This is a genomic window from Paraburkholderia sp. CHISQ3, assembly GCF_030464945.1.
Classification (GTDB): domain Bacteria; phylum Pseudomonadota; class Gammaproteobacteria; order Burkholderiales; family Burkholderiaceae; genus Paraburkholderia; species Paraburkholderia megapolitana.
The window spans coordinates 50,929-76,040 of record NZ_JALPRG010000004.1 but is presented as its reverse complement, the minus strand read 5'-3'; the positions used below and the strand labels follow the sequence as shown (position 1 = coordinate 76,040).

15 protein-coding genes are annotated in these 25,112 nt (G+C 61.8%); 13 read left to right on the top strand and 2 right to left on the bottom strand.

Translation table 11 applies throughout. The features are described 5' to 3' along the window. The first annotated feature begins 8 nt into the window (after nucleotides 1-8). The 5 genes from M0D65_RS10215 to nadC all read left to right on the top strand — a co-directional run bounded on the left by M0D65_RS10215 (nucleotide 9) and on the right by nadC (nucleotide 5,779). Nucleotides 9-1,241 carry an ABC transporter substrate-binding protein gene (locus M0D65_RS10215; protein WP_266252567.1) on the top strand — a complete coding sequence of 411 codons (1,233 nt, stop codon included), beginning with the start codon at nucleotides 9-11 and terminating at the stop codon, nucleotides 1,239-1,241. 21 nt (nucleotides 1,242-1,262) lie between these two features. Beyond that, nucleotides 1,263-2,015, top strand: a complete 753-nt coding sequence (gene pncA / locus M0D65_RS10210) for a bifunctional nicotinamidase/pyrazinamidase (protein ID WP_266252566.1) — start codon at nucleotides 1,263-1,265, stop codon at nucleotides 2,013-2,015. Further along, nucleotides 2,012-3,997, top strand: a complete 1,986-nt coding sequence (locus M0D65_RS10205; RefSeq protein WP_266252565.1) for an acyltransferase family protein — start codon at nucleotides 2,012-2,014, stop codon at nucleotides 3,995-3,997. The genes pncA and M0D65_RS10205 overlap by 4 nt, the downstream gene beginning before the upstream one ends. An 88-nt stretch (nucleotides 3,998-4,085) precedes the next feature. Beyond that, nucleotides 4,086-4,910, top strand: coding sequence for a 4-hydroxy-tetrahydrodipicolinate reductase (gene dapB, locus M0D65_RS10200; protein ID WP_266252564.1), 825 nt, complete (start codon nucleotides 4,086-4,088; stop codon nucleotides 4,908-4,910). A 32-nt stretch (nucleotides 4,911-4,942) separates the two neighbouring features. Continuing rightward, nucleotides 4,943-5,779: a carboxylating nicotinate-nucleotide diphosphorylase gene (gene nadC, locus M0D65_RS10195; protein ID WP_091013092.1), complete on the top strand. Its 837-nt coding sequence runs from the start codon at nucleotides 4,943-4,945 to the stop codon at nucleotides 5,777-5,779. Nucleotides 5,780-5,872: 93 nt separating this feature from the next. Here the strand turns inward: nadC and M0D65_RS10190 are convergent, their stop codons facing one another. Further along, the gene (locus M0D65_RS10190) at nucleotides 5,873-7,735 is read right to left on the bottom strand and encodes a DUF3300 domain-containing protein (protein ID WP_266252563.1); all 1,863 of its coding nucleotides are present in this window, start codon (nucleotides 7,733-7,735) and stop codon (nucleotides 5,873-5,875) included. 479 nt (nucleotides 7,736-8,214) lie between these two features. On the opposite strand from M0D65_RS10190, the gene M0D65_RS10185 reads away from it, so the two are divergent. The 3 genes from M0D65_RS10185 to M0D65_RS10175 all read left to right on the top strand — a co-directional run bounded on the left by M0D65_RS10185 (nucleotide 8,215) and on the right by M0D65_RS10175 (nucleotide 15,717). Then, nucleotides 8,215-11,427, top strand: coding sequence for a multidrug efflux RND transporter permease subunit (locus M0D65_RS10185; RefSeq protein ID WP_266252562.1), 3,213 nt, complete (start codon nucleotides 8,215-8,217; stop codon nucleotides 11,425-11,427). A gap of 249 nt (nucleotides 11,428-11,676) precedes the next feature. Further along, nucleotides 11,677-13,848 (top strand): alpha-galactosidase, encoded by a 2,172-nt coding sequence (locus M0D65_RS10180; protein WP_266252561.1) that lies wholly within the window; start codon nucleotides 11,677-11,679, stop codon nucleotides 13,846-13,848. Between the two features lie 231 nt (nucleotides 13,849-14,079). After that, nucleotides 14,080-15,717 carry an ABC transporter substrate-binding protein gene (locus M0D65_RS10175; protein WP_266252560.1) on the top strand — a complete coding sequence of 546 codons (1,638 nt, stop codon included), beginning with the start codon at nucleotides 14,080-14,082 and terminating at the stop codon, nucleotides 15,715-15,717. 32 nt (nucleotides 15,718-15,749) lie between these two features. Here M0D65_RS10175 and M0D65_RS10170 read toward each other — a convergent pair whose 3' ends face one another. Beyond that, nucleotides 15,750-16,103: a DOPA 4,5-dioxygenase family protein gene (locus M0D65_RS10170; protein WP_266252559.1), complete on the bottom strand. Its 354-nt coding sequence runs from the start codon at nucleotides 16,101-16,103 to the stop codon at nucleotides 15,750-15,752. Nucleotides 16,104-16,524: 421 nt separating this feature from the next. Here M0D65_RS10170 and M0D65_RS10165 point away from each other — a divergent pair, with 421 nt between their 5' ends. The 5 genes from M0D65_RS10165 to M0D65_RS10145 all read left to right on the top strand — a co-directional run bounded on the left by M0D65_RS10165 (nucleotide 16,525) and on the right by M0D65_RS10145 (nucleotide 25,051). Further along, complete coding sequence (locus M0D65_RS10165; RefSeq protein WP_266252558.1) at nucleotides 16,525-18,303, top strand: peptidase; 1,779 nt, start codon at nucleotides 16,525-16,527, stop codon at nucleotides 18,301-18,303. 16 nt (nucleotides 18,304-18,319) lie between these two features. Continuing rightward, entirely contained in the window at nucleotides 18,320-18,730 is a 411-nt protein-coding gene (locus M0D65_RS10160; protein ID WP_266252557.1) for a hypothetical protein, read from the top strand. 271 nt (nucleotides 18,731-19,001) lie between these two features. Next, nucleotides 19,002-20,255, top strand: coding sequence for an NHL repeat-containing protein (locus tag M0D65_RS10155; RefSeq protein WP_266252556.1), 1,254 nt, complete (start codon nucleotides 19,002-19,004; stop codon nucleotides 20,253-20,255). Between the two features lie 282 nt (nucleotides 20,256-20,537). After that, nucleotides 20,538-22,958, top strand: a complete 2,421-nt coding sequence (locus M0D65_RS10150; RefSeq protein WP_266252555.1) for a GH92 family glycosyl hydrolase — start codon at nucleotides 20,538-20,540, stop codon at nucleotides 22,956-22,958. A gap of 164 nt (nucleotides 22,959-23,122) precedes the next feature. Then, nucleotides 23,123-25,051, top strand: coding sequence for an SPFH domain-containing protein (locus M0D65_RS10145; protein WP_266252554.1), 1,929 nt, complete (start codon nucleotides 23,123-23,125; stop codon nucleotides 25,049-25,051). Nucleotides 25,052-25,112: the final 61 nt, after the last annotated feature.

Below are 25,112 nucleotides of genomic sequence, written 5' to 3'. Positions count from 1 at the left end.
TACTTTTTATGAACATCAATTTTTTGCGGATTTCCAGAGTCGTTGCGTTGGCGATCGGTCTGACAGCGGGTCTGACAGCGGGCCTGGCGGGAGCAACAGACGCGATGGCGCAAGACACGATCAAGATCGGGGAGATCAACAGCTACCGGGCGCAACCGGCGTTTCTCGAACCGTACCGCCAGGGCTGGCAAATGGCGCTCGATGAAATCAACGCGTCGGGTGGCGTACTCGGCAAGAAGCTCGAGGTGGTCTCGCGCGACGACAACGGCAATCCCGGCGACTCGATCCGCGCGGCGCAGGAACTCGTCGCGCGCGAACAGGTTTCGCTGCTGTTCGGCGGCTTTCTGTCGAATACAGGGTTGGCACTCACCGATTTCGCGAAGCAGCACCAGGTATTTTTTCTGGCCGCCGAGCCGCTGACAGACAAGATCGTCTGGGAGGATGGCAATCGCTATACCTACCGCCTGCGTCCGTCGACCTACATGTTCGTTTCGATGCTCGTCAACGAGGCCGTCAAGCTCAAGAAGAAGCGTTGGGCGCTCGTCTACCCGAACTACGAATACGGTCAATCGGCGGCGGCGACCTTCAAGCAGCAGATGAAGCTCGCGCAGCCCGATGTCGAGTTCGTCGCCGAACAGGCGCCGCCGCTCGGCAAAGTCGATGCCGGTGCAACCGTGCAGGCACTGGCCGACGCGAAACCGGACGCGATCTTCAATGCGCTGTTTGCGGCCGATCTTGCCAAGTTCGTGCGTGAAGGCAATACGCGTGGTCTGTTCGAAGGACGAGAGGTGGTATCGCTCCTGACCGGCGAGCCCGAGTACCTCGACCCGCTGCAGGCCGAGGCGCCCGTCAACTGGCTGGTGACGGGGTATCCGTGGTACGCGGTGTCGAGTGCCGACAATCAGCGTTTCGTCGATGCGTATCGCAAGCGCTACGGCACGGCGCCGCGCATGGGTTCCGTAGTCGGTTATACGGCGCTGATGTCGATCGCGGCCGGCCTGCGCAAAGCGGGTAGCCCGGCAACGGAGCAGATGATCGCGGCGTTCAGCGGACTTTGTCTCGGTTCGCCGTTCGGCCCGATCTGTTACCGCGCGCAGGACCATCAGTCGACGATGGGTGCTTTTGTGGGCCGTACCGCGCTCAAGGACGGTAAGGGCGTGATGACGAAGTTCGTCTATGTGGACGGCGCCGCTGTGCAGCCGTCCGACGCGGAAGTCCGCAAGCTGCGGCACGCAGATTGACCCATTGCCGGAGGAGACAAAATGAATCGACGATTTTTTCTGAAGACCGCGAGCCTGTGCGGCATAGCTGCTGCAGCTGGGTCGGCTGCGCGTGTTGCATTCGGCCAGAGCGCGCCGGCCAGCATCGAGCCCGGTGCCGACAGCGTACTGCTCGTGGTGGATACGCAGAACTGCTTTACGTCGGGCGGAACGCTCGCCGTCAAGGACGGCGAGCAGATCGTTCCGGTGATCAACCGCATCGGCAAGGCATTCGCGAATGTCGTGCTGACCCAGGACTGGCATCCGCGCGGGCACGTGTCGTTTGCGTCGTCGCACCCGGGCAAGAAGCCATTCGATACCGTGCATCTCTCGTACGGCACCCAGGTACTCTGGCCCGACCACTGCATTCAGGGCACCGAGGACGCCGGGTTGCGCCAGGACCTCGATGTCCCGCAGGCGCAGCTCATTATCCGCAAGGGTTATCACAAGAATGTCGATAGCTACTCCGCCTTCATGGAGGCGGACCGGCACACGTCGACGGGACTGGGTGTCTATCTGAAGGCACACGGTATCCGGCGCGTGTTCGTCACCGGTCTGGCCACCGATTTTTGCGTGGCGAACAGCGCACTCGACGCGCGGGCAGAGGGGTTCGATGTGTATGTGATCGAGGACGCCACGCGTGCTGTCGATCTGAACGGATCGCTTGCCGAGGCCTGGGACGCTATGCGTCGCGCAGGTGTCAAGCGAATCCAGTCGAGCGATCTTCGGCTTGTGTCCGGGCCTGTCAAATCATGAGCAAACAGACTCGACGCCCCGACATCGACGGGCTGCGCGCCGTCGCCATCCTGTCCGTGATGGCCTTTCACTTCAATCCCCGCTGGCTGCCGGGCGGTTTCGCGGGGGTCGACATTTTCTTCGTGATCTCGGCATACCTGATCACGAGCATCATCCACGCAGGAATGCTCGACGGAAGCTTCTCGTATCAAGCCTTCTACGTGCGACGGATCAAACGCATCTTTCCTGCGTCGATTCTCGTGTTTGGTGTCACCGCGTTTCTCGCCAGCCAGTTGAACGGCCTGTTACTGTCCGATGCGAAGTACGTGCTGCTGTTCCTGTTCAATTCCCATACGAGCAACTACTTTACGCAGAACAGTCAGACCAATTTTTTCCTGCACTACTGGTCGCTGTCTATCGAAGAGCAGTTCTATTTCATCTGGCCGCCGTTGTTGGGGCTTGCCCTTTGGGGCGGCGCACACCTGTTCGGGCCGAATACATGTCGAAGATGGTTGCGTGCGCTACCGCTTGCGATCGCCGTGACCGGGTTCGTGCTCGGTGAAATCTGGGTTCACGATCCTGCTTCATCGGGCACGGCCTACTTTTACTCGATGCCGCGGTTTGGCGAACTGGCCATCGGCGCGTTCGCCGCCCTGTTGCCACGTTCGCCGTCGCTGGGCAGACTGGCGGGCAATCTGCTCAGCGCCGCGGGCGCGCTGGCGATCGCGCTGGCCTTCGTGTTCCTCGACGAGAAGGTCTATCCCGGCGTTCAGGCGCTCCTGCCGTGCGTCGGCGCCGCGCTGATCCTGTATTGCTGGAACCCGGCAGGCGGCGTTGCGCTCGTGAATCGCGTTCTTGGCAGCCGCCCGCTTGTCCTGATCGGGCTCATCTCCTATTCGCTCTATCTGTGGCACTGGCCGGTGTTGTCGATCATGCGCTTCTGGCGTGGGCAGAACGCGCTGCCCGCGTCGTGGATGGCGAGCGCGCTCGGGCTGATTTTTCTGCTGTCGATTGCGACTTATCACTTTGTCGAGCAGCCGTTCATCCGTTCGAAACCTGGCTTCAAGGTCGTATTTCCGGCGTTCGTGAGTACGACGCTCGCGGGCGTCGCCCTGATCCTGATGATGACCGGCGTCGACGCGTACAACATTGCGCCGGTGCTTGGCAGGACCTTCACTAACGTCACGATCGACGGCCAGAACACCCACCTGACGAGCGGCTGGATCGACCCATGCTTCGACAAGAGCTTTCACGGCAAATCGAAAGACGTAGTCGACAGGACGTGTGCGATCGGTGCCGCGAGACCACCGTCCATCCTGTTGGTCGGCGATTCGCACGGCGCCGCGATCGGCGCGTTCATGGACCAGTTGGGCAAGCGCGAAGGATTCGCGTTGACGTCGTACGAAGTGGGCGCGTGCCAGATCGCCGAATGGGGGCTCGCGGCGCGCGCGCCCGACGTGGTCCGTACGCCGGAGCGTATCCGCAACTGCCAGGACATGCTTGCCTTCATCAAGGCTAATCACGAGAAATACCAGGCAATCTTCGTCGTCAATGCGTTCAATCTGTTCGCGGGCGACTACAACGTGTTCTCGCATGCGCCGGAAGCGGCGCCGGGTGTTCGCGTCGACATCCTGAGCGAGATTGCGAAGACGACGCCGATCTATTTCTTTTACGACAGTCCGGTTATCGACCGCTCGATTCAATACTCGCCATTCTTCGCATGGCTGCACTTGCCGACCGGTGGGTACCCCGTGAAAGACGGCGATCGGGGCAACCCGCTTATCGCGCGCGCCGTGGCGTCGATTCCCGGTGCGCACTGGATCGATCTGGGCGACAGCTACCATGCCCTCACGAAGGATCATTTCGTCTACAAGGGTTACCCGGTGTATGTGGACAGCAATCATCTGAATGGCTACGGCGCTCGCTCGCTTGCCGACATCTTCATACAGGGCGACGATGCCTGTTTCTTCTGCCGTGTTCTGACCGCGCAGTCATCACGATGACGCCGGTACACTGGATATCGCCGCTGGCAGATCGACGCGGCGGCGCGGTCCATTTTTACAATCATCATTGGTCAGGAGACCGCTGTTCATGACTGGAGCACAAACCAAACCTGACGCCGCGCATCGCGTCGCCATTGCCGGTGCGACGGGCCGGATGGGCCTTATGCTGCTCAAGGCAGTCATCGAGGCCGACGACTGCCGCCTGAGCGGCGCATTTGCGGGCGCCAGCGCACACGGCCAGGACGCCGGCGCGGTGCTCGGCATCGAGAGCGGCATCGCGATCGTGGCAGACCCTTACGCCGGATTGAAAGGCGCCCAGGTTCTGATCGATTTCTCGCGCCCCGAAGCGACCATGGTGAACCTGGCCGCGTGCCGCGAACTCGGCGTGGGTCTCGTGATCGGCACGACCGGTTTTAGCGCGGAACAGAAGGCGGACATCGCCGATGCAGCACACCATATTCCGATCGTCACGGCACCGAACATGGGGATCGGCATCAACATCACGTTCAAGCTGCTGTCGATCGCCGCGAAGCTGCTTTCGACCGGCTATGACATCGAGATCATCGAGGCGCATCACCGCCATAAGGTCGATGCGCCGTCAGGCACCGCATTGAGAATGGGCGAAATCATCGCCGAGGCACTGGGCCGCGATCTCGACACGTGCGCAGTCTATGCGCGCGAGGGTGTGACCGGCGAGCGCGATCCGTCGACGATCGGCTTCTCATCGATTCGCGGCGGCGACATTATCGGCGATCACACAGTGATGTTCGCGGGACCTGGCGAGCGCATCGAAATCACGCACCGTTCCGCCAGTCGCAGCGCTTACGTGCAAGGTAGCCTGCAGGCGGTGCGCTTTCTCGCGGATCGGCAGACGGGTCTGTTCGATATGTTCGATGTGCTCGGTTTGCGTTAGTGCGCAAGCCGGACTAGAGGGGTAGGGACACCATGTACGACGTATTCCAGACGGACCGCCTGATCGACCTGTGGTTGACCGAGGACATCGGCTACTGCGACCTCACCGCGCAGTTGATGATCGAAGCGCACGAGACCGGCGCGTTCTACATGAATGCACGCGAACCGCTGATCGTTGCCGGTATCGATGTCGCCGCGCGCGTATTCCGGCGCTATGACTCGACGCTCGATGTTGTCGTGCACGTGAAGGACGGCGACAAGGTTGGCCCGGGTACGGTGCTGGCCGACGTGCGCGGCAATGCACGCAGCGTGCTGACCGCGGAGCGCACGGCATTGAACATCGTGCAGCGTTTGTCCGGCATTGCGAACCTGACCGCGCAGTACGTCGCAGCCATCGCCGGTACGCGGGCACGGCTGATCGACACGCGCAAGACGATGCCGGGTCTGCGGATGCTCGAAAAGCATGCCGTGACGTGCGGCGGTGGGTTGAATCACCGGCTCGGTCTCGACACCGGTGTGATGATCAAGGACAACCATATTGCCGTGTGCGGCGGCATCGCGAAGGCCGTGCAGCGTGCGCGCCGGCAGTTGCCGGTGCTGACGAAGCTGGAGGTGGAGTGCGATCGCCTGGAACAGGTCGGCGAAGCACTCGAAGCAGGTGTCGACGTGATCATGCTCGACAACATGTCGATCGAGGACATGACGCGCGCCGTCGAGATGGTCGGCGGCCGTGTGCAGATCGAGGCATCGGGTGGCATCAGTCTCGCGACCATCGGTGCGATCGCGAAGACCGGTGTCGACTACATCTCCACGAGCAAGATCAACCAGGCGGCGTCATGCGTCGACATCGGTCTGGATGATACGAAATAGCCGCCATGACGGCGGCCATTTCGCGGCGTTGTAGCTCGAAGCCTGGCATCGAGCGATACCGTCAGATCGACCGGTATCGCTCACTACTTGCGACTAGTGTCGCTGCTCTTCGTGGTGACCACCACCACCACCTCCGCCGCCGCTCGGGTGCGCTTGCGGTTGCGGCCGCGGTTGCGGTTGTGGACGCGGCTCGAAGTGCTGCTGCTGCGGTTGGGGCTGCGGACGCGGCTGGAAGTGCTGCTGTTGTTGCTGCGGTTGAGGCTGAAAGTGTTGCTGCTGCGGTTGCGGACGCGGCTGTTCCTGAGGACGTGGTTGCTCCTGCGGCCGCGGCTGTTCTTGAGGACGCTGTGCTTCACGCGCCTGTCCCACTGCGGCCTGATTCGTGCGCTCCTGATTCATCCCGGCTGCACGCTGCTGCGCTTCGGCCTGCCGCTGCTGTTGCTGTTGTTGCTCCTGCTGCTGCCGTTGCTGCTCGTTGTGCTGCTCCATTGCAGCTTCACCCTGCGGCCGCTGCCCACCATTGAATTGCGCTTCGCGCCCAGCCTCGCCACGCGGCTGCTCGTTGCGCTGCGGCGCCGCGGCACCGTTTGCGGGGCGTTGCGCGCCAGCGGCGAAGTTGTTCTCGCGAGCCCCTTCAGGACGCGGCGGCTGGCCGGCGCGCTGCGCTTCCGCCGGTGCCGGACGTGCGCCTGCACGCATGTCGTTCTGCGTGAAATGCGGCATCGTCATCGGGCCGGAGTGGGCCTGATTCTGCGCTACCCGGGCCTGCTCCTGCGCGCGGTTCACGTTCGCCGGGTTGGCGCCGAAGTTCGGCCGACCCTGGTTGTTGTTCACAACGTTGTTCGTCGTGTTGTTGCGCGCGAAGTTATTGTTCGTGCCGTAATTGTTGTTGGTGACGCGCGAGTTGTTGATGTTGTTGATGTTGTTCACGCGATTGATGACCGTGGTCGACTTTGAGACATAGGTCGTGTTGTTATAGACCACCGACGGACGATGCCATCCGCCACCGCCGCCACCGCCGCCACCACCACCATACCCTCCGCCGCCGCCATAGCCGCCGCGGTCGCCACCCCAGTTCATGCCCCACGAATGCCATCCCCATCCGTAGTGATGGCTGATCGCCGCGCCGACGATAATGCCGACGCCGAACGTGATGACGCCTGCCGCGACGATGTCGCCGGTGGAGTAGACCGGCGGGCTATACGCATAGCCCGGGTAGACCGGCACCGGTTCGCCGTACACGACCGCCGGATTGTAGGTCGGGACATAGACCACATCGGGCTGGGTCGGCTCGATGACGATGGTCTGCGGCGGCGCCTGAACGATGGCCGGCCCGGCATACACATCCGGCTCGTCCGGGTCATTCGAATAGACTTGCGGCGGCGGCGCGGAGCGTGCAACCGACGAAACCGCCTGTTGCGGCGTCGACTTCAGGTTGCCGTCCTGCTGGGCGCGTTGACGCATCACCTGGATCGCGTTCATGACGTCGTTCGGATCGTTCACGTAGGCTTCGCCGAGCGCGGTCGTCCATTGCGGGTTGCTTGCCATCTGGTTCAATACCGCGGGGAACGCCGTCAGCGATTTCACGCTGACGTCCCAGGGCTGCTGGTTCGCCGCGTTCTGCAGGGCGTCGCCCTTCAGCGACGGGTTCTGCGTAAGCCATTGGTTAGCTGCGGTGACCTGGTCCGGGTAGGTGGCGCCGGCCAGCACCTGGGCCACGAGCTTGTCGGGGAACAGCGCGATCGGCGCGACCATCTGTTCGAGCTGATCGGCGGTTGGCGGCGTATAGGCGCTTGCAGCAGCGGAGGCCGGCTCGGCTGCGGATGCCGCGGAAGCCCCCGATGCCGCCTGGCTCGCGTCGGTCGAGCCGGTCTTGTTGCAGCCGGCCAGAACCAGCAGACTTACGATCAGCGACGACGCCACGACGTTGCTGAAAACCTTCCTGTTCGCTTTCATATTTCCCCCAGTGTGTCCAGTGTCGCTATCCCTAGCGATTCAGTACTAATTAACGCACTGAAGGCTGTATTGGAGTATCCAGAATGTGTTACAAGCATGATTTTGTGTTTTTGAAAGAATTCCGCGTGAACTTGAATAACCCGTGAAATAGACCGGCAAAACGGACAGACGACGGACAAAACGGAGCCGGCATTCCGACGGGCTGCCGGTAGGGGCGAAAAGCGGGTAGTGCAGACAAATGCTGGCAAGCTGACAAAGCCGGAAGGTAAAACCGTGTGTGCAGCGCAGCGCCCGGAAACGCTTCGGCAAGGGGATCGGTTCGGACGGATACGGAGTGTGCCAAAATCAGAGCGGCATTTCAAATTTTACGAAGTCCGGGTCGGTTACGCATAAATGGCTGTGGTAACGTGCTGGCCGACGTCGGGCAAATACCCCGTGCATCGGCGTTTACTCTAATCCAGAGCTGATCAGGTTCGCGCGTGCCATCATTTTTTATAGACCGCCCGGTCTTTGCGTGGATCGTTGCACTTGCCATTATCGTGGCGGGTGCGCTGGCGATTCCGCAATTACCTATTGCCCAATATCCGCGCCTCGCTCCGCCGCGGATCATCATCTCGGCCACCTATCCGGGTGCGTCGACCGAGAACGTCGACAATAACGTCGCGAGCGTGATCGAGGAAAGTCTCGACGGCGCGGACGGCATGCTCTACTACGAGACGACCAGCGACGCGCTCGGCAACCTGGAAATCGACGCGACGTTCACGCCCGGCACGAATCCGGACATCGCGATGGTCGATATCCAGAACCGTCTGAAGCAGGTCGAGCCGCGCTTGCCGCAACAGGTCGTGCAGCAGGGGATCGGCGTTTTCAAGGCCGCCAATACGTTCCTGATGCTGGTCGGGCTGACCTCGACCGACGGCACACTCGATTCCGTCGAACTCAGCGACTATCTGAGCCGCTACGTACTGCGCGAACTGAAGCGCGCACCGGGCGTCGGCTCGGCCCAGTTGTGGGATGCGGACGAAGCACTGCGTATCTGGATCGATCCGGTGAAGCTGCGCGAATACGATATCGCCGCGGGCGACGTCAACACGGCAATTGCCGCGCAGAACGCTGCGATTACGGCGGGCACGGTCGGCGATGCACCGTTTGTTGCCGGCCAGCAGACCACGGCATCGGTGATCGTGAAGGGACAGCTCCTGTCGCCCGCCGAGTTCGGTCAGATCGTGCTGAAGGCGAAGCCCGACGGGTCCGCCGTGCGTTTGCGCGACGTCGCGCGCATCGAGATCGGTCGCGCCGACTATTCGTTCTATTCGCGGCTGAACGGTCACCCGTCGGCCACCGTCGGCATTCAGCTCGGACCGCGCGGCAATGCGCTCGAAACATCGAATGCGATTCGCGCACGGCTCGGCGAACTCGCGAAGAGCCTGCCGCCTGGCGTCAAGGTCGAGATCCCGTTCGACGGTGCGCATTTCGTGCAGATTGCGATTCACGAAGTCGTGGTCACGCTGCTCGAAGCCGTGGTGCTGGTGTTCTGCGTGATGTGGCTGTTCCTGCGCGACCTGCGCTATACGCTGGTGCCGACCGTGGTCATTCCGGTCACGCTGATGGGCGCGTTTCTCGCCATGTACGCGCTCGGCCTGTCGATCAATGTGTTCACGATGTTCGGCCTCGTGCTGGCTATCGGGATTCTGGTCGATGACGCGATCGTAGTCGTCGAAAGCGTGCACCGCGTGATGGACGAAGAGGGACTCTCCCCACGCGACGCGACCCGCAAGGCCATGTCGCAGATCACCGGCGCGATTATCGGCGTGACCGTCGTGCTCACCGCGGTGTTCGTGCCGATGGCATTTTTCCCAGGCGGTGTCGGTGGGATCTACCGGCAGTTCTCGGTGGCGATGATCGCCTCGATGCTCGTGTCGTCGTTCATGGCGATGTCGTTGACACCGGCGCTCTGCGCCAACCTGTTGAAGGCGCCGAAGCAGACGCCGCAGCAGCGCGATGCGCGACGTGGTCCGCTCGGGTTTGCCGCGCGCTGTGCAACCGGTTTCGCTACCGGTTTCGAGCGTGCGTCGAACGGTTACCGCTGGCTGACCTCTCGCACCGTACGACGCGTGGGCCCCGTGCTCGGCGTGTATGCCGTGCTGGTCGGCATCTGCGCGGTGCTGTACTGGCAAATGCCGGGTGGCTTCCTGCCGACTGAAGACGAAGGGCAGATGCAGGTGATGATCCAGATGCCGGCAGGCGCGACCCAGGCGCGCACGCTGGCCGCAGCCGAGCGTGTCGAACAGATCCTGCATCGCGAGTCCGCGATTGCGAACGTGACGACGGTGATCGGCTGGAGTTTTCAGGGCAGCGGCCAGAATGTTGCGATGGCCTTCGTCGAACTGAAGGACTGGAGCAAGCGCAATATCACCGCGATGGCATTGCGCGACAAACTGAACGAACAGTTCGCCAGGATTCTCGACGGTTCGATCGATGCTCAACTGCCGCCTGCCGTGCCCGGCCTCGGTCACTCGGATGGCTTCGTGCTGCGGCTCGAAGATCGTGGCGGGGTCGGCATCGAAGCATTGAAAGCCGCGCGTGCGCAGTTGTTCGCCCAGGCCAAAGCCGACCCGATGCTCGCGTCGATACGCTCGGAGGATCTGCCGGACGCGCCGCGCATCGAACTCGACATCGATCGCGCCAAGGCCTATGCGCTCGGTGTGCCGTTCGACAAACTGTCGGACCTGCTCGGCAGTACGTTCGGTTCTTACTACGTCGACGATTTTCCCGCGTCGGGCCGGATGCGTCGCGTGATGGTGATGGGCGATGCCGCGACGCGCATGAGCGTCGACGACCTGATGAATCTGGCGGTGATCAATTCGTCGGGCGCGATGGTGCCGATGTCGGCGATCGCGTCCGTGCACTGGACGGTCGGCCCCGTCGTGCTGAGCCGATATAACGGCTATCCGTCGCTGGACGTGAGCGGCCGCGCCGCGCAGGGCTACAGCTCCGGTGCGGCGATGGCCGAGATGGAACGGCTCGCGGCGTCTTTGCCGCTCGGCGTTTCCTACGACTGGGTCGATGCCGCACGTGAAGAAACGGTGGCAGCGAAGTTGACGCCGCTGCTCGTCGGTCTCTCGCTGCTTGCGGTGTTCATGGCGCTGGCCGCGCTCTACGAAAGCTGGACGATTCCGCTGTCGGTCCTGATGGTGGTCCCGCTTGGGGTGATCGGTGCGGTTTCGGCAGTGCTGTTGCGTGGCATGCCTAACGACGTGTACTTCAAGGTCGGCATGATCACCGTGATCGGCCTGTCCGCGAAGAACGCCATCCTGATCGTGCAGTTTGCGCGCGATCTGCACGCCCGCGGTGCCCCGCTGATGCGCGCCGTCACCGATGCCGCGGCGATGCGCTTCCGGCCGATCGTGATGACGTCGGCGGCGTTTCTGCTCGGTGTCGTGCCGCTCGTGATCTCGAGCGGCGGCGGCGCCGAGAGCCGTCGTTCGATCGGTACCGGTGTGTTCGGCGGGGTGCTGGCCGCCACGCTGCTGGGGCTCGTATTCGCGCCGGTCGCGTTCTATGCGGTTGTCTCGGTCACGCAGGGCAGACGCCGGCTCGCCGAACTGAATCGTCGACGCCGCGAGCGTGGTGCACGACGCAGCGCACCAACGCTCGGCGAGCGCGACCGACGGCTGCAATCCGGCAAATAATCTCTGCACCGGCCGTCGCGCGAGCGCGGCCGGTTCGTCGTGCTACACGTCGAGACAACGTGTCAGTTTGCTGACACAGGCTCTGCCCACTTGGGCGTATACCCGCAACGCGTCTATCCACAACTCATAAAAACTCTCACTTGATGGGATAGCACGAAAAATCTGGAAACCCGCTGCACTGCTGAATATAGTCACCTCCGAAACCCATCCTGCATCACGCGGCGACGCGATTTCAACAAGGAGACTGACATGGCTTTGTCTGGCTACAGGCAGTGTATTGTCCCGTTGTTATTAGGACTGGTATTGAGTGTGTCGGGGTGCGGTGGCGACTCCGGTTCAAGCAGTTCGGCAGCCAGCGCGCTGAAGAGCGCGGCGAACGCGAGTGCTGCTCCCGCCAGCGCCGCGCCTGCGGCCGAATCCGCCGCAATGCAGCAACGGCGCAGCGCGCGACAAATCGCCGTGGTTCCGCCGCCGATGGGCTGGTCGTCCTGGAACAGCCTCGCGGAGAACGTCAACTTCGACACGATCAAGGGCGTAGCGGACGGTATGGTCCAGTTGAATACGCAGATCAAGATCGGTGCGAAATACCAGTATGTGAACATCGACGAAGGCTGGTGGACCTCCGGCACGCGCGATGCGAACGGCAACTTCATCATCGACAACACGCAATGGCCGGGCGGTATGCAGGCGATGGCGCAATACATCCACAGCAAGGGTCTCAAGGCGGGCATCTATATCGATGCCGGTCCGCAGGGTTGCGGCACGCGTACCAACGGCACGCATTTCGTCGGTAGCGATTTCGCGCACTACGAGCACGATTTCCTGCAGTTCGCGCAATGGGGCTTCGACTTCGTCAAGGTCGACTTCTGCGGCGGCAACAACGCGGGCTACGACCCGCAGCAGGCTTATACGGCCATTGCCAACGCGATCGACGACGCCTTCATCCAGACCGGACAGCTCATTACGTTCAGCATCTGCGACTGGGGCACCATCGGCAGCAACCCCGCCTATCCGGACTACAAACAAGGACCGTGGGACTGGGCAGCAGGTGTCGGCCGGATGTGGAGAACGACCGGCGACATCTACGGGCCGAATAGCGGTGCGCCGAACTTCGGCAGCGTGGTGGGCAATTTCCTCGGCAACTACCATCCCGAAGGACAACACACCGGCTACTACAACGATCCCGACATGATGGTCGCGGGCATGGGCATGACGGCGGTGCATGACCAGGCGCATATGAGCTTGTGGGCCATCGCGGGTGCACCGCTGATTCTCGGTGACGATCTGTCTAAGCCGATCTCGGCCGACACGCTCAACGTGATGACGAATCCCGAAGTGATCGCGATCGACCAGGATCTGCTTGGCGTGCAGGGCGTGATGGTCGCGCAGTCGGGTGCGCAACAGGTCTGGTCGAAGCTGCTGGCCGGAAGCGGACAGCGGGCTGTCGTGCTGTTCAATAACGGCGACGCCGATGCGCCGATGACAGTCACCTGGCAGCAACTCGGCCTCGTGCCGAATGCGCGGACCACCGTGCGCGATGTGCTGGCGATGCAGAACCTTGGCTCGTTCAAGAGTTCCTATACCGCACCCGTTGTGCCCGCGGGCGGTGTCGTGATGCTGCTGGTCAACGGCACGGATGTCGCCTCGACGACTTACCGGCCGAGTTCCGTCGGCGGTGGTGCGACGACCACGCGTTGCCCGACTTGCGATGGCGGCACGATCGTGAAGGGCCTCGGTACGGTGACGTTCAACAACGTGACATCGACTGCACCGGGCGGTTTCGTCGAGATCGCTTATGTGAACCGCAGCCGCGAGACGCTGAAGGCGGAACTCAGCACGAACGGCGGGACGCAGACCACGCTCGCGTTCCCGCCGACCAGCCAAGGGCGTGTCGGTACGGTGACGGTGTATGTGGGTCTGCAGACCGGACAGAACTCGCTGACGATCTCGAGCGCGGACAGCTCGGCACCGACGCCCGAGATCAGCACGGTCGCACTGGTTGCCGGTCCGGTTCGCCTGCCGCCGTTCAAGGCCGCTTACGAAGCTGAAGCGTCCAGCAGCATCCTCGCAGGTGGCGCACGGGTATCGTCCTGTTCGGCGTGCTCGGGAGGCGCGGACGTCGGCTATATCGGCAATGGCGGGACGCTGACGATGACCGGTATCTCCGTGCCCACGGACGGCAACTATACGGTTCAGATCGGCTATGCGAACGGAGACTCCACACCGCGAACCGGGCAAATCAGCTTTAACGGCGCAGCACCCATCACCGTCTCGTTTCCGCCGAGCGGCGGCTGGGGCACGATCTCGAGACTCTCTGTGAGCGGTGCGTTCAAGGCGGGCGCGGCGAACACGCTGATCTTCTCGAATCCGTCGGGATGGGCGCCCGACATCGACGGCATTACCGCACCGACGGCGCAGTAGTAGCAGGCTGATTGCAACGCGGTAGCAGAATGACCCGGCACGGGTGAGTACGTGCCGGGTCATTTTTTTTCAGGCACGATGGGGCGGTCGGTGCAGGTTGCGCGGGTGGCACGATATCGTGCTTAGCAGCGCCGCACCTATGGTTGTACGGATTTATTGTTAGCGATCCGCTGCGCAGCCTACGAGAATCTCCGGCTGCAACTCATTGTGCAATCCACTCTTCGCCTTCGAATGACCCACTCATCCTCACGATATCTCGCGCGCACGGCCCGTTGCGTCGCTGCCGCCGGCCTGCTGGCCGCCTCGCTGGTTTTTGCCGCGCATGCCCAGGCGGCACCGGGCAAGACCCTCGTGTTCTGCTCCGAAGGCAGCCCCGCGGGCTTCGACCCAGGCCAGCACACGACGAGCACGGACTTCGACGCCAGCACCTACACGGTCTACAACGAGCTGGTGCAGTTTCGCCGCGGCACGCTCGACCTCGAACCCGCGCTTGCAACAAGCTGGGACGTATCGACCGATCAGCGCACGTACACGTTTCATCTGCGGCACGGTGTGAAGTTCCAGACGACCGCATGGTTCAAACCGACGCGCGACTTCAATGCGGATGACGTGCTGTTCACGTTCAACCGCATGCTCCATGCCGACGATCCATTCCGCACCGCCTATCCGGTCAGCTTCCCGTACTTCAGCGATCTGGGTTTCGACAAGAATATCGACAACATCGAGAAGGTCGACGACTACACGGTGCGTTTTCATCTGAAGCAACCGGACGTGATCCTCGTGCGCAATCTCGCGATGAGTTTCGCATCGATCCTCTCCGCCGAATACGCGGCGCAGTTGAGCCGCACGCATCGCGAGGCGGACATCAACCAGTTGCCGGTCGGCACGGGGCCGTTCGTGTTTCGCTCGTATCAGAAGGACGCGCTGATTCGCTTCGATGCGAACCCCGACTACTGGCGCCCCGACGATGTGAAGCTCGCGCATCTGATCTTCGCGATCACACCAGACCCTGCTGCACGAATCCAGAAGCTGGCCAGCGGCGAATGCCAGGTGTCAGCATTTCCGCGTCCCGCCGACGTCGAAGTCGTGAAGCGCAATCCGGCATTGAAGTTGGTCTCCGGCGTAGGCTTCAACGTCGGCTTCGTCGGATACAACACGCAGCACCCGCCGCTCGATCGCGTCGAGGTGCGCCGCGCACTCGATATGTCCATCGACAAACCGGCTATCCTCAACGCGGTGTTCGCGGGCAACGCGAGCATTGCAACCAATCCGATGCCGCCGTCGCAATGGTCCTACAACGAGAAATTGAAGGACGCACCGTTCGATCCGGCGAAGGCAAAGGCACTACTCACGCAGGCTGGCTTTCCGAATGGTTTTGATATCACGCTGTGGGCGATGCCGGTACAGCGTCCGTACAACCCGAACGCACAACTGATGGCACAGCTGCTGCAACAGGACTGGGCGAAGATCGGCGTGCGCGCGAAAATCGTCAGCTACGAGTGGGGCGAATACAACCGCCGGGCGAAGGCAGGCGGCGAGCATGACGTGATCCTGTACGGCTGGTCGGGCGATAACGGCGACCCTGACAACTGGCTCGGCGCATTGCTCGGCTGCGATGCGGTACACGGCAGCAACGTGTCGAAGTGGTGCGATCCCACTTTCGATGCGCTGATCGTGAAGGCACGTTCTACCTCCGACGTCGCGACACGCACCGCGCTATACCGGCAGGCACAGGAGATTTTCAAGCAGCAGGTGCCGTTCACACCGATCGCGCATTCGATCGTGTCGCTGCCGGAGTCGAAGCGGGTGAAGGGGCTTTTGCTGTCGCCGCTCGGCAGCCACCGGTTCGATGGCGTTTCGCTGGACTAGTCGTGCCGAAGGGGCGCTGTGCGACGAATGCGTCAGCGCCCCAATGCGGCAAGATTCAACGGATACGAACGGCCAATCCACACGGCGGCGTCGCGATGATCGCGCAGCGAGTCGCCCGTGTTCGGATGGAGAAACACATCCAGTACGCCGTGATTTAACGTGAGCCACTCAAAAATTCCAACCAGGTGCTCACGGTCGAACGCGAGTTGATACGACCACAGCGGGTGAGGGCCGACCGGGCGCTCATGAAAGCGGCCCAGCTGTAGCACGTCGGCAAACCGCGCTTCGATCGCTTCCCTTAACACCAATGCCGCGTCGCGCCGCTCGGCGTCGAAGTAGACATGTGCGTGCCAGCCCGCAATTTCGTTGGCGTCGAGATAGGTCATCGTGGACTCGAGAGGGTGGGGAGCAAAGAGTCGACATTGTAAGCGCAAGCGCGTGCGTCGCCGGATCGCGCGGATGGGTCGCTGGTCCGGGAAACTCGCTAGCTCATCGAGCGTCATGTTTGCATCAACCGTTACGGCGTTTTAACCGACTGTAGTTAATTCGAAAGAATTGGCGTGCCAAACGAGGTGACAAACAAGGTGACAAAGCCTCTTTAATAAATATCAAAGCCAGAAGCAAATTCTCATTAAATTCTCAATTCCATCTGATATGTGCCAAACCTTGAGCGAAAGAGGTTGACCGTCATTTTTCGTCCTCATAGATTCCCTGCACGATATCGAAGGTCTGTTTTATCAAAACCGTATCTTCACAACAGAAAGCCGTTAATTGTCTTTTAGCAATCATCAGGGGAGTGCATTAACAATGCAAAAGATCACGTCTTGGGGCGTGCCGTTAACCCTCGCTGCACTGGCTCTATCGGGTTGCGGAGGAAGTGTCGACAACACGGCGACCACGCATACCACCGGTACGACGCCATCCAGTACGGCATTTGTGTGGCCCGCCGATTCCGCCGTCAAGGATTCCAATGCCTACGCCGAAGGCAACGATCAGGACGCGCTCACCGGCGACCCCAGCTATCAGAACGGTCCCAACGGCGCTGCGGGGTCCACGAATGCCCAGGTTGCGGCGGGTAACCTTCCGTTGAGTTCGGTGAATGAAACGCCCGCGCAAAAACACCTGACCATGACCTTGAACGGTCAGACATTCGGGTACGAGGCGCGCGCGGGACATCTGATCGCTGCTGCACCGCCCACATCGCCGACAGGGTCCGCGAGCGCCGAAGCGTCGATCTTCTATATGTCCTATACGCGCGACGATATTCCGCACGATCAGCGGCCCATCACGTTCGTTTTTAACGGGGGCCCCGGTGAGCCTTCGATATGGCTGCATCTAGGCTCGTGGGCGCCGCAGCGCCTGGACCTGAATGCGCCGGCTGTGCCGCCCGGTCCCTACGCGCAGGACAGCTATCCGCTGATCCCGAACGCCGAGTCGATGCTGGACCAGACCGATCTGGTGTACGTCGATATTCCCGGCAGCGGTTTTTCCGAAGCCATCGCGCCGCTGACCAACCTGGATTTGTGGAACACCAATATGGATGCGCAGGTATTCCGCGACTTCATTACGGCCTACATCAACCGCTACAACCGTCAGAGCTCGCCCAAGTATCTGTATGGCGAATCGTATAGCGGCATCCGTACGCCGATCGTGGCGAATCTTCTGGAGCAGGCGGGCACCAGTCACTATGTAACCGACCCGACCGGCAAACCGCCGGTCGTGCTGACGGGCTATGTCCTGCAATCGCCGGTGATGAACTATGCAACCAATCAGAACGTGAATACGGTTGGCATATTCCCGACCGAAGGCATGGTGTCCAGCTGGTATGGCCTCGGTTCCGCACGTGGAAATCTGTCGGAAGCGGACTATTCGAACTCGCTGAGGAATTTCACTACCACTCAGTTTATTTCCCAGGTAGGTAATCCGAATCCGCCAGCCCAATATTTGAACGATTTACAAGGGATAACCGGAATTCCATTGGCCACTTTGACAAAAAATAGCCAATTCAGTGGTTTATCGCAATATAACAATTATTACAGCATGATTGGTCTTTCAATATATCCGTCGAGTGTCCAGTCTTCGGGGCTTTCGAACTCCGCGTTCGATGCGTACGACGGCCGCATAAGCACAGCGTCCCCTCAAAAGTACGGTATCAGTAATTATGAGGACGCCGCGTTCTATGGCGCGATCAAGCCGCTCATTCAAAGCGAAACCGGCTATCAACCGAGCGATCCTACCCAGCTGTATGGCTCCGACATTGGCGCGAACTACTGGGTACACAATCACAACGGTGCCTTGTCGGACACCAGTGTCCCCGACCTTGTCGAAGCCATGACGATCGATCCAAAACTGAAAGTCCTCGTGCTGCACGGCTACCACGACAATGTCTGCCCGTTCTTCCAGACTGAACTGGACCTGCAAAACGGCGGTGCGCTACCGGCTCTCGCCGGCCGGATCACCATTGCCGATTTCGACGGCGGTCATATGATCTATCTAACCAACTCGTCCCGTGCTCCCATGCGTGCGCAGCTTCGGACCTTTTATTCGAGCCCGACCACTGCTGTGCAGACAGCTGCGGCCCGTTGAAGCAAGGAGATCAACCATGATGATGAGGGCTTTGCGTAATTTTTCGGTGCTGGCCGCCGTGATGATGGTGCCTGCGTTGCTGACCCCGGCGTTTGCCACGCCAGCGTTGCAGGGTGGCTTCGTTCGGGTGGGCGAGCGCCTTGACCGCGTGCCGCCGCCCGCGCCCGGTACACCGTCGCTGACACCCGATCTGACCCAGAGCACGATCGTGAGTCATCTGCAGACGCTATTCGACAAGGCTGCCAATCCGTCGACGCATCTGATGACGAAGCAGGGTGCACTCGCTAGCGGCTGGGGATGGGCCGCGAGTCATTTCGGCGAGATCGACCGCCAGAACAAGGGCGCAGTGAGCTTCGGCGACGTGCTCGATTACCTCAATGGACATTCGAATTCGCCGATGATCTTGCGCCCTGTGCAGGGCACATGAAATATCCGCACCCTGACGACGGGTTAGACGGCAGGGTGCCTTTTCTGGAAATTCTCATAACGGTGCTGCACGGCTGCTGTGATTGCTCACGCGCCTCATGCCGCGCTACTAATTGCGCAAACCAATCATGAAATTGTTCCCGCTAAGTCCCCTGGCCGCCGCCGCCCTGAGCGTGGTCCTTGCTGCCTGTGGAGGTTCGAACTCACCCGGCACGTCCCCGTCGACATCGTCAGGACCACCGACAACAACGTCAACCTCGGCGGCACCCCCTGTGTCGCCATGGCCCGGCTTCACCGTCAGCGGAACCGTTGCCGGGCTGTCGGGCGGGGAGACGCTCACGTTGCTGGACAATGGTTCGGATAGCCTGACGCTGACCGGCAACGGCGCGTTTACCTTTGCGGCGCTCGTTCCCGCAAACATTAAAGCCGGCTACGTGGTGACGGTAGGTTCGCAGTCACCGACAATCTACTGCTCGGTCAACAACGGTAGCGGCTCGGTGACGGCCAACGTGACCAACGTAGCGGTGATCTGTGCGCCTGCCACGTACTCCGTCTCGACGTTCGCGGGTTCGCTGGCGTCCGGCGCGACCGACGGCACTGGCTCTGCCGCTTCGTTCAACGGCCCCGCTGCTGTGGCGACGGACACAATCGGCAACGTCTACGTGGCTGACAGCAACAACAACACGATCCGCAAGATCACGCCGGCTGGCGTGGTCACCACGCTGGCTGGTTCCGCGACGGCGGGCTCGACAAACGGCACGGGTGCGGCCGCCTCGTTCAACGGTCCGTTTGGCGTAGCGGTGGACGCAAACGGCAACGTGTACGTGACCGATAGCAACAACAACGAGATCCGCAAGATTACGGCGGCTGGCGTGGTCACCACCCTGGCCGGCTCCGGGGCGGTCGGCTCGGCCGACGGCACCGGCGCGGCTGCCTCGTTCAGCAATCCCAATGGCGTGGCGGTGGATGCCAGCGGCAACGTCTACGTGGCCGATAGTGGCAACAACAAGATCCGCAAGATCACACCTGCGGGCGTGGTCACTACACTAGCCGGCGCTGGAGCCGCCGGCTCGGCTGACGGCAGCGGTCCGGCCGCCTCGTTCAACTTCCCGGGTGGCGTAGCGGTGGATGGCACGGGCAACGTCTACGTGGCCGATGTCAGCAACAACGAAATCCGCAAGATCACGCCTGCGGGTGTGGTCACCACACTGGCCGGGTCCCCGGCATTGGGCTCGACCGATAGCACGGGCTCGTCCGCCTCGTTCAACGGTCTCTTTGGCATATCGGCGGACGCAAGCGGCAATCTCTACGTGGCCGATAGCAACAACAACCTGATCCGCAAGGTCACACCGGCGGGCGTGGTCACTACACTGGCCGGGTCCACGAAGTCTGGCTCCGCCAACGGCATCGGTAGTGCTGTCTCGTTCAACGATCCGTTGGGTGTTGCGGTGGATACCAGCGGCAACCTCTACGTAGCCGATATCGCCAACAACGAGATCCGCAAACTGACACCTCCCGCTCCGTAAATCGGACGAAGGCGTCGCCAGGATCGACGCCTTCGTCCGAAACGGCATCGCTGCGCTAACGCCGCAGGTGTCGCAAGAAGTGACCACTCGATATTCCGCATGCATGAGTCATCACCGCGTTTTGGGAAGACGCGGTTGACTCGTGCGAATCAACCCGTCTACACTCAGCCGCATACTCTAACCGATTGAATATAAAGAGATTGTTTAGCACACCTGCTAAACATCGGCGAGACGTTTCGTTTAGCGAATGTGCTAAACGAAATTGAAAAAGCGGAGACGACAGTGAGAAAAATCAGGGAGATTATCTTTGCGCTATCCATGGCCAGTGTGCTTGCTGGTTGCGGTGGCGATGTTCATTCCATCAATGGCGCGGTGAAGACGCCGGTGGCGGTCGGTGGCGGTGCGGCTGCGGCAGCACCGGCTGCGGGTGGTACAACTAGCGGTACAACGGTTGGCCCAACGGGCAGCGCAGCCACACCTACTGCTTCCCCGGCGCCCGTTGCACAGGCACCTGTCGTCATGCAACTGACGCAGTACGTCAACGAGCGGATCGGGACGAACAACGGCGGCGGTACCTCGCTTCTTGCTGGGCTGCCGGCTGGTATGGTCCAGTGGGGACCCGATACGCCGAACCCAGGCGGTATCAACCAGTGGACCACGACGGGGTACTTCGACGGCGCCACGACGATCAGCGACTTCAGCCTCACGCATCTGAGCGGTACCGGTTGCCACGATGGCGGCGGTGGGCTACCGGTCATGCCGGGCACGGCAAGCGGAAGCTCCGGCGCGTTTTCCTCGACGAACGAAACGACGAAGCCCGGCTACTACGGCGTGACGCTTAACAACGGTATTCATACGGAACTGACGGCGACGCAGCGCAGCGGGCTCGGACGTTTTACGTGGCCCGCGGGCCAGTCGGCACAACTGACGTTGACCGCTCAGTCGGAGGATTATTCGTCCGGTGGCAAGATTGCCTGGGGTGGCAAGAGCGCGCCAGCGACGGTATCGGGGTCGTTCTCCGGCGGCAATTTCTGTAACGACGGCCAGTCCTACACCGTCTATTTCTACGCGACGTTCGACCAGTCGTTCACGGCTAAAACACAGGGCTCGAAGGCTACGTTGACGTTCAAGCCAGTAGCCAGTACACCGCTCGTCGTGAACATGCGCGTGGGTCTTTCCTACACCAGCGTTGCCAATGCGCAGGCAAACCTGCAGCAGGAGCAGGGCGGCACGAACGGCGCCCTGGTCGCGTTCGATACCGCCGTGGCAAACGCTGACGCCGCATGGAATACGCGGCTGAACACGATCCAGGTAAGCGGCGGCAGCGCAAGCGATACGACCAAGTTCTACACGGCGCTGTACCACGCCTCGCTTGCGCCGTCCGTGATCAGTGATGTGAATGGAAACTACCCGGTGTTCGGCAGCTCGTCTGGACTCGATGCGAGCGGCAAGCCGGGGCAAACCGGCAAGAACAGCGCGGGCCAGACCCGCGTGCAGTACACGACGTTCTCGAGCTGGGACACATACCGTTCACTGATGCCGTTACTTGCAGTGATTGCTCCGCACGACGTTAGCGACATGATGCAGTCGCTCGTCAACGACGGCCTTGCGTGTGGCAACGCATTCCCGCAGTGGATCGAAGGCACGAACAACAGCAACGTGATGCCCGCCGATACCGTGTCGACCATCGTCGCTCAAAGTTATCTATACGGCGCAACCGATTTCGACACCGCCTCCGCACTCAAGATCATGCTCAACGACGAGACCAACCCGTCGGCCGAATGCGTGGGTATCGCCGTGCTACCAGGCCTGAGCGATTACACGAAGCTCGGTTATCTACCCGACGACGACAACATCGTCGTCGATTCGAGCCACTCCAACGGCACGTCATCGACCACGCTCGAATACGCAACCACCGATTTCGCCGTCTCGCGTTTCGCACAGGCAATGGGCGATTCGGCGAACGCAACGATGTTGCTTGCACGTTCGCACAGCTGGGTCAATCTGATGAAGCCGGATGCGACCCAGGTGAACAACGTGTCGGTCACGCAGTTGCAGCCGCGCAACCAGGACGGCAGCTGGCCGCCCTACACGTCGTCGGACCCGGTCGAGGGAACGGCCGAAGAATATACGTGGATGGTGCCGTTCAACATCGGCGGCCTCTTCAACATGCTCGGCGGCGACCAGGCGGTAATCAGCCGGCTTACCGCGTTCGAGCCGCAGCTCGTCATGACCAACGAGCCGATGTTCGCCACGCCGTGGCTCTACAACTGGACGAGCCGCCCCGACAAAACCCAGGCAGCCGTGGCCAACATCGCCGCGACCCAGTACCTGGCCACGCCGTCCGGCTTGCCGGGCAATGACGATGAAGGCGCGACATCGGGCTGGTTCGTCTGGGCGGCACTCGGCCTGTATCCGGTCATTCCCGCGGAACCCGGCTTCACGGTCGCGAGTCCGCTCTTCACGAACGAGACGATCTACTTCGGCAACGGCAAAACGCTGACGATCACCGCCAACACGCCGCAAACTTACATCCAGTCGATGAAGGTCAACGGCGCTGCGTACAACAGCACCTGGCTGCCATTCGACACCGTAAAAAACGGCGCAACGATCGATTTCAATCTGGGCGCGATCGCACCGGTCCCGGCATGGGGCGCGTATCAATCGGCACAACCGGTCCCGCCTTCGCCAGGCGGTGCCTAACCGCTGCTACGACCGCGGGCTCCGGTCGCTCGAACGGAGCCCGCACGATTTGCTTGAGTTTCGCACTCCGGCACGCTAAATTCGGCTCGCCTGCCACAGGCGATGCCCAATCAATCCTGACAAGCAACATACAGACAGTACCGGTCAGGTGAAGCCCACCGGGGATGTCCATGCCGCATGAGTTGCAAGGCGACAACGAGCACACGCACAGCGATACGGTTGGCGCTGCGCGGATGACATCGATCAGCCTGGCGCTGGCGGTATTGCTCGGCGCTCTGCTGTTTGTTCAGGGTGTCTGGTTCGATACCCGCTGGTGTGCTGCGCTATCTAGCGCATGGTTCAACGTGCTGGCGGTTGCGCTTGCCGCGCGACTGGCGAATGTCGGCGTGCCCAACGTGGGTTACGCGCACGATCCGCTGCCGCTGCCACATTCTCTCTCTGTCTGGCGACTTTCCTGGTGGACCGCCACCGGCGCTGCCGTACGCGCGGCCTTGCGTGCGATCCGCTGGCAACCTCTGGCCGTGCTGGCATGCGCGGCGCTCTCGGTCTACGTGGCGTGGCTCGCGTGGAATCCGCCGATCCGGCTGGTTCTTGCAGCGGCCCTGCAACCGCCTGAAGCGGCGCTCGTGCTATCGGTTGCCGCGCTGGCGCTGGCCTTCGGCACGCTGGTCGCCGAGCTGTTCCAGTCGATGCGTGCCGAGCGCGGGCGCGCATCGGCATCGCTGGCCAATGTGCTGCGCGTGGCGCTTGCGGTTGCGCTCGTGGCTGCTGCGTCGTCGGCATGGCTTGCTTACGCGAACGTTTCCTCGCGCTGGCCGCTGCGCATCGCGGCGGCTTTCAGTGCGGCAATCGCGATCGAATTCGCACTGCGCGCGGTGCTCTCATGGTTCGCTCCGCCACGTACACGCGAAGGCGATGCCGGCATACCCGACAGTCTGCTGGCAAGCCTGCTGCGCTGGCGGCCTTCGCCGCTCGCGCGTTTCAGCACCGAGTTGCGCAAGCGTTACGGTATCGATCTGCGGCAGAACTGGGTGTTGCTGAGCTTCGTGCGCCTGCTGCCCGCAGCGTGCGTCACGGTCGGCGTGTGCGCATGGCTGCTCACCGGCATCGCGATCCTCGGGCCGGATCAGCGCGCGGTCTACGAGCGCTTTGGCGCACCGGTATCGGTCTGGCAACCCGGTTTGCATGTCGGGTTGCCGTGGCCGTTCGGCACGACCCGCACGATCGATAACGGCGCGGTTCACCAGGTCGTCGTCTCCGGTTCGCTGGCGGACAGCAGCATCGCCGCGCCGCGCGTTCCCGCCGATGCTCGCACACCTGAAGTGTTCAACCGTCTGTGGGACGTCGCGCACCAGGGCGAGACAAGCCAGGTGATCGCGGGTGGAAGCGGTGACCGGCAGAACTTTCAGACGGTGAACGCCGATGTGCGGCTCGATTATCGGATCGGTTTGTCCGACGCCGCTGCGCGCGCGGCGTTGTATCGCGTCGCGGATGTGCCCGATACGGTGCGTGCCATTGCCAATCGCGAGGTGGTGCGCTACCTCGCGTCGCATACGCTCGAATCGCTGCTCGAAACACGTCAGACCGCCATGGCCGATAGCGTGAAGCACGCGATCCAGGCGCAACTCGACAGCGCGGGAAGCGGTATCGATGTGGTCGCGGTGATCATCGAGAGCGTGCATCCGCCGGCAGGCGCATCGGTCGCGTATCACAGTGTGCAGGCAGCGCAGATTCTCGCTCAGGCGAGTGTCGCGCAGGCGAGCGGTGCCTCAGCGCAGGCGCTTGGCGAGGCACAGCAACAGGCCCATTCGGCCACCGCGCGAGCGGATGCGGAGGCGGCGGAGATTACGTCTGCCGCACGGGTACAGCAGACCAGTTTCAGCGCCGACATGGCGGCGGCTCAGGTGGGCGGTCCGGCGTTCGCGTTCGAGTACTACCTGCATGGCTTACAGAAGGGCCTGCTGAATGCGCACGTGACGATCATCGACGACCGGCTGATGGACGGCAATCGCGCGACGCTCGACTTGCGGCCGTACGGCCCGGCCGGTGCCACCGCTGCCACAGACACAGCCGGCAAACACAGGATCTACTGACACATGCGCCGCTCATCGGCACAGACTGTTCTGCTGCACACAGCGTTGCATCGGGAGATAT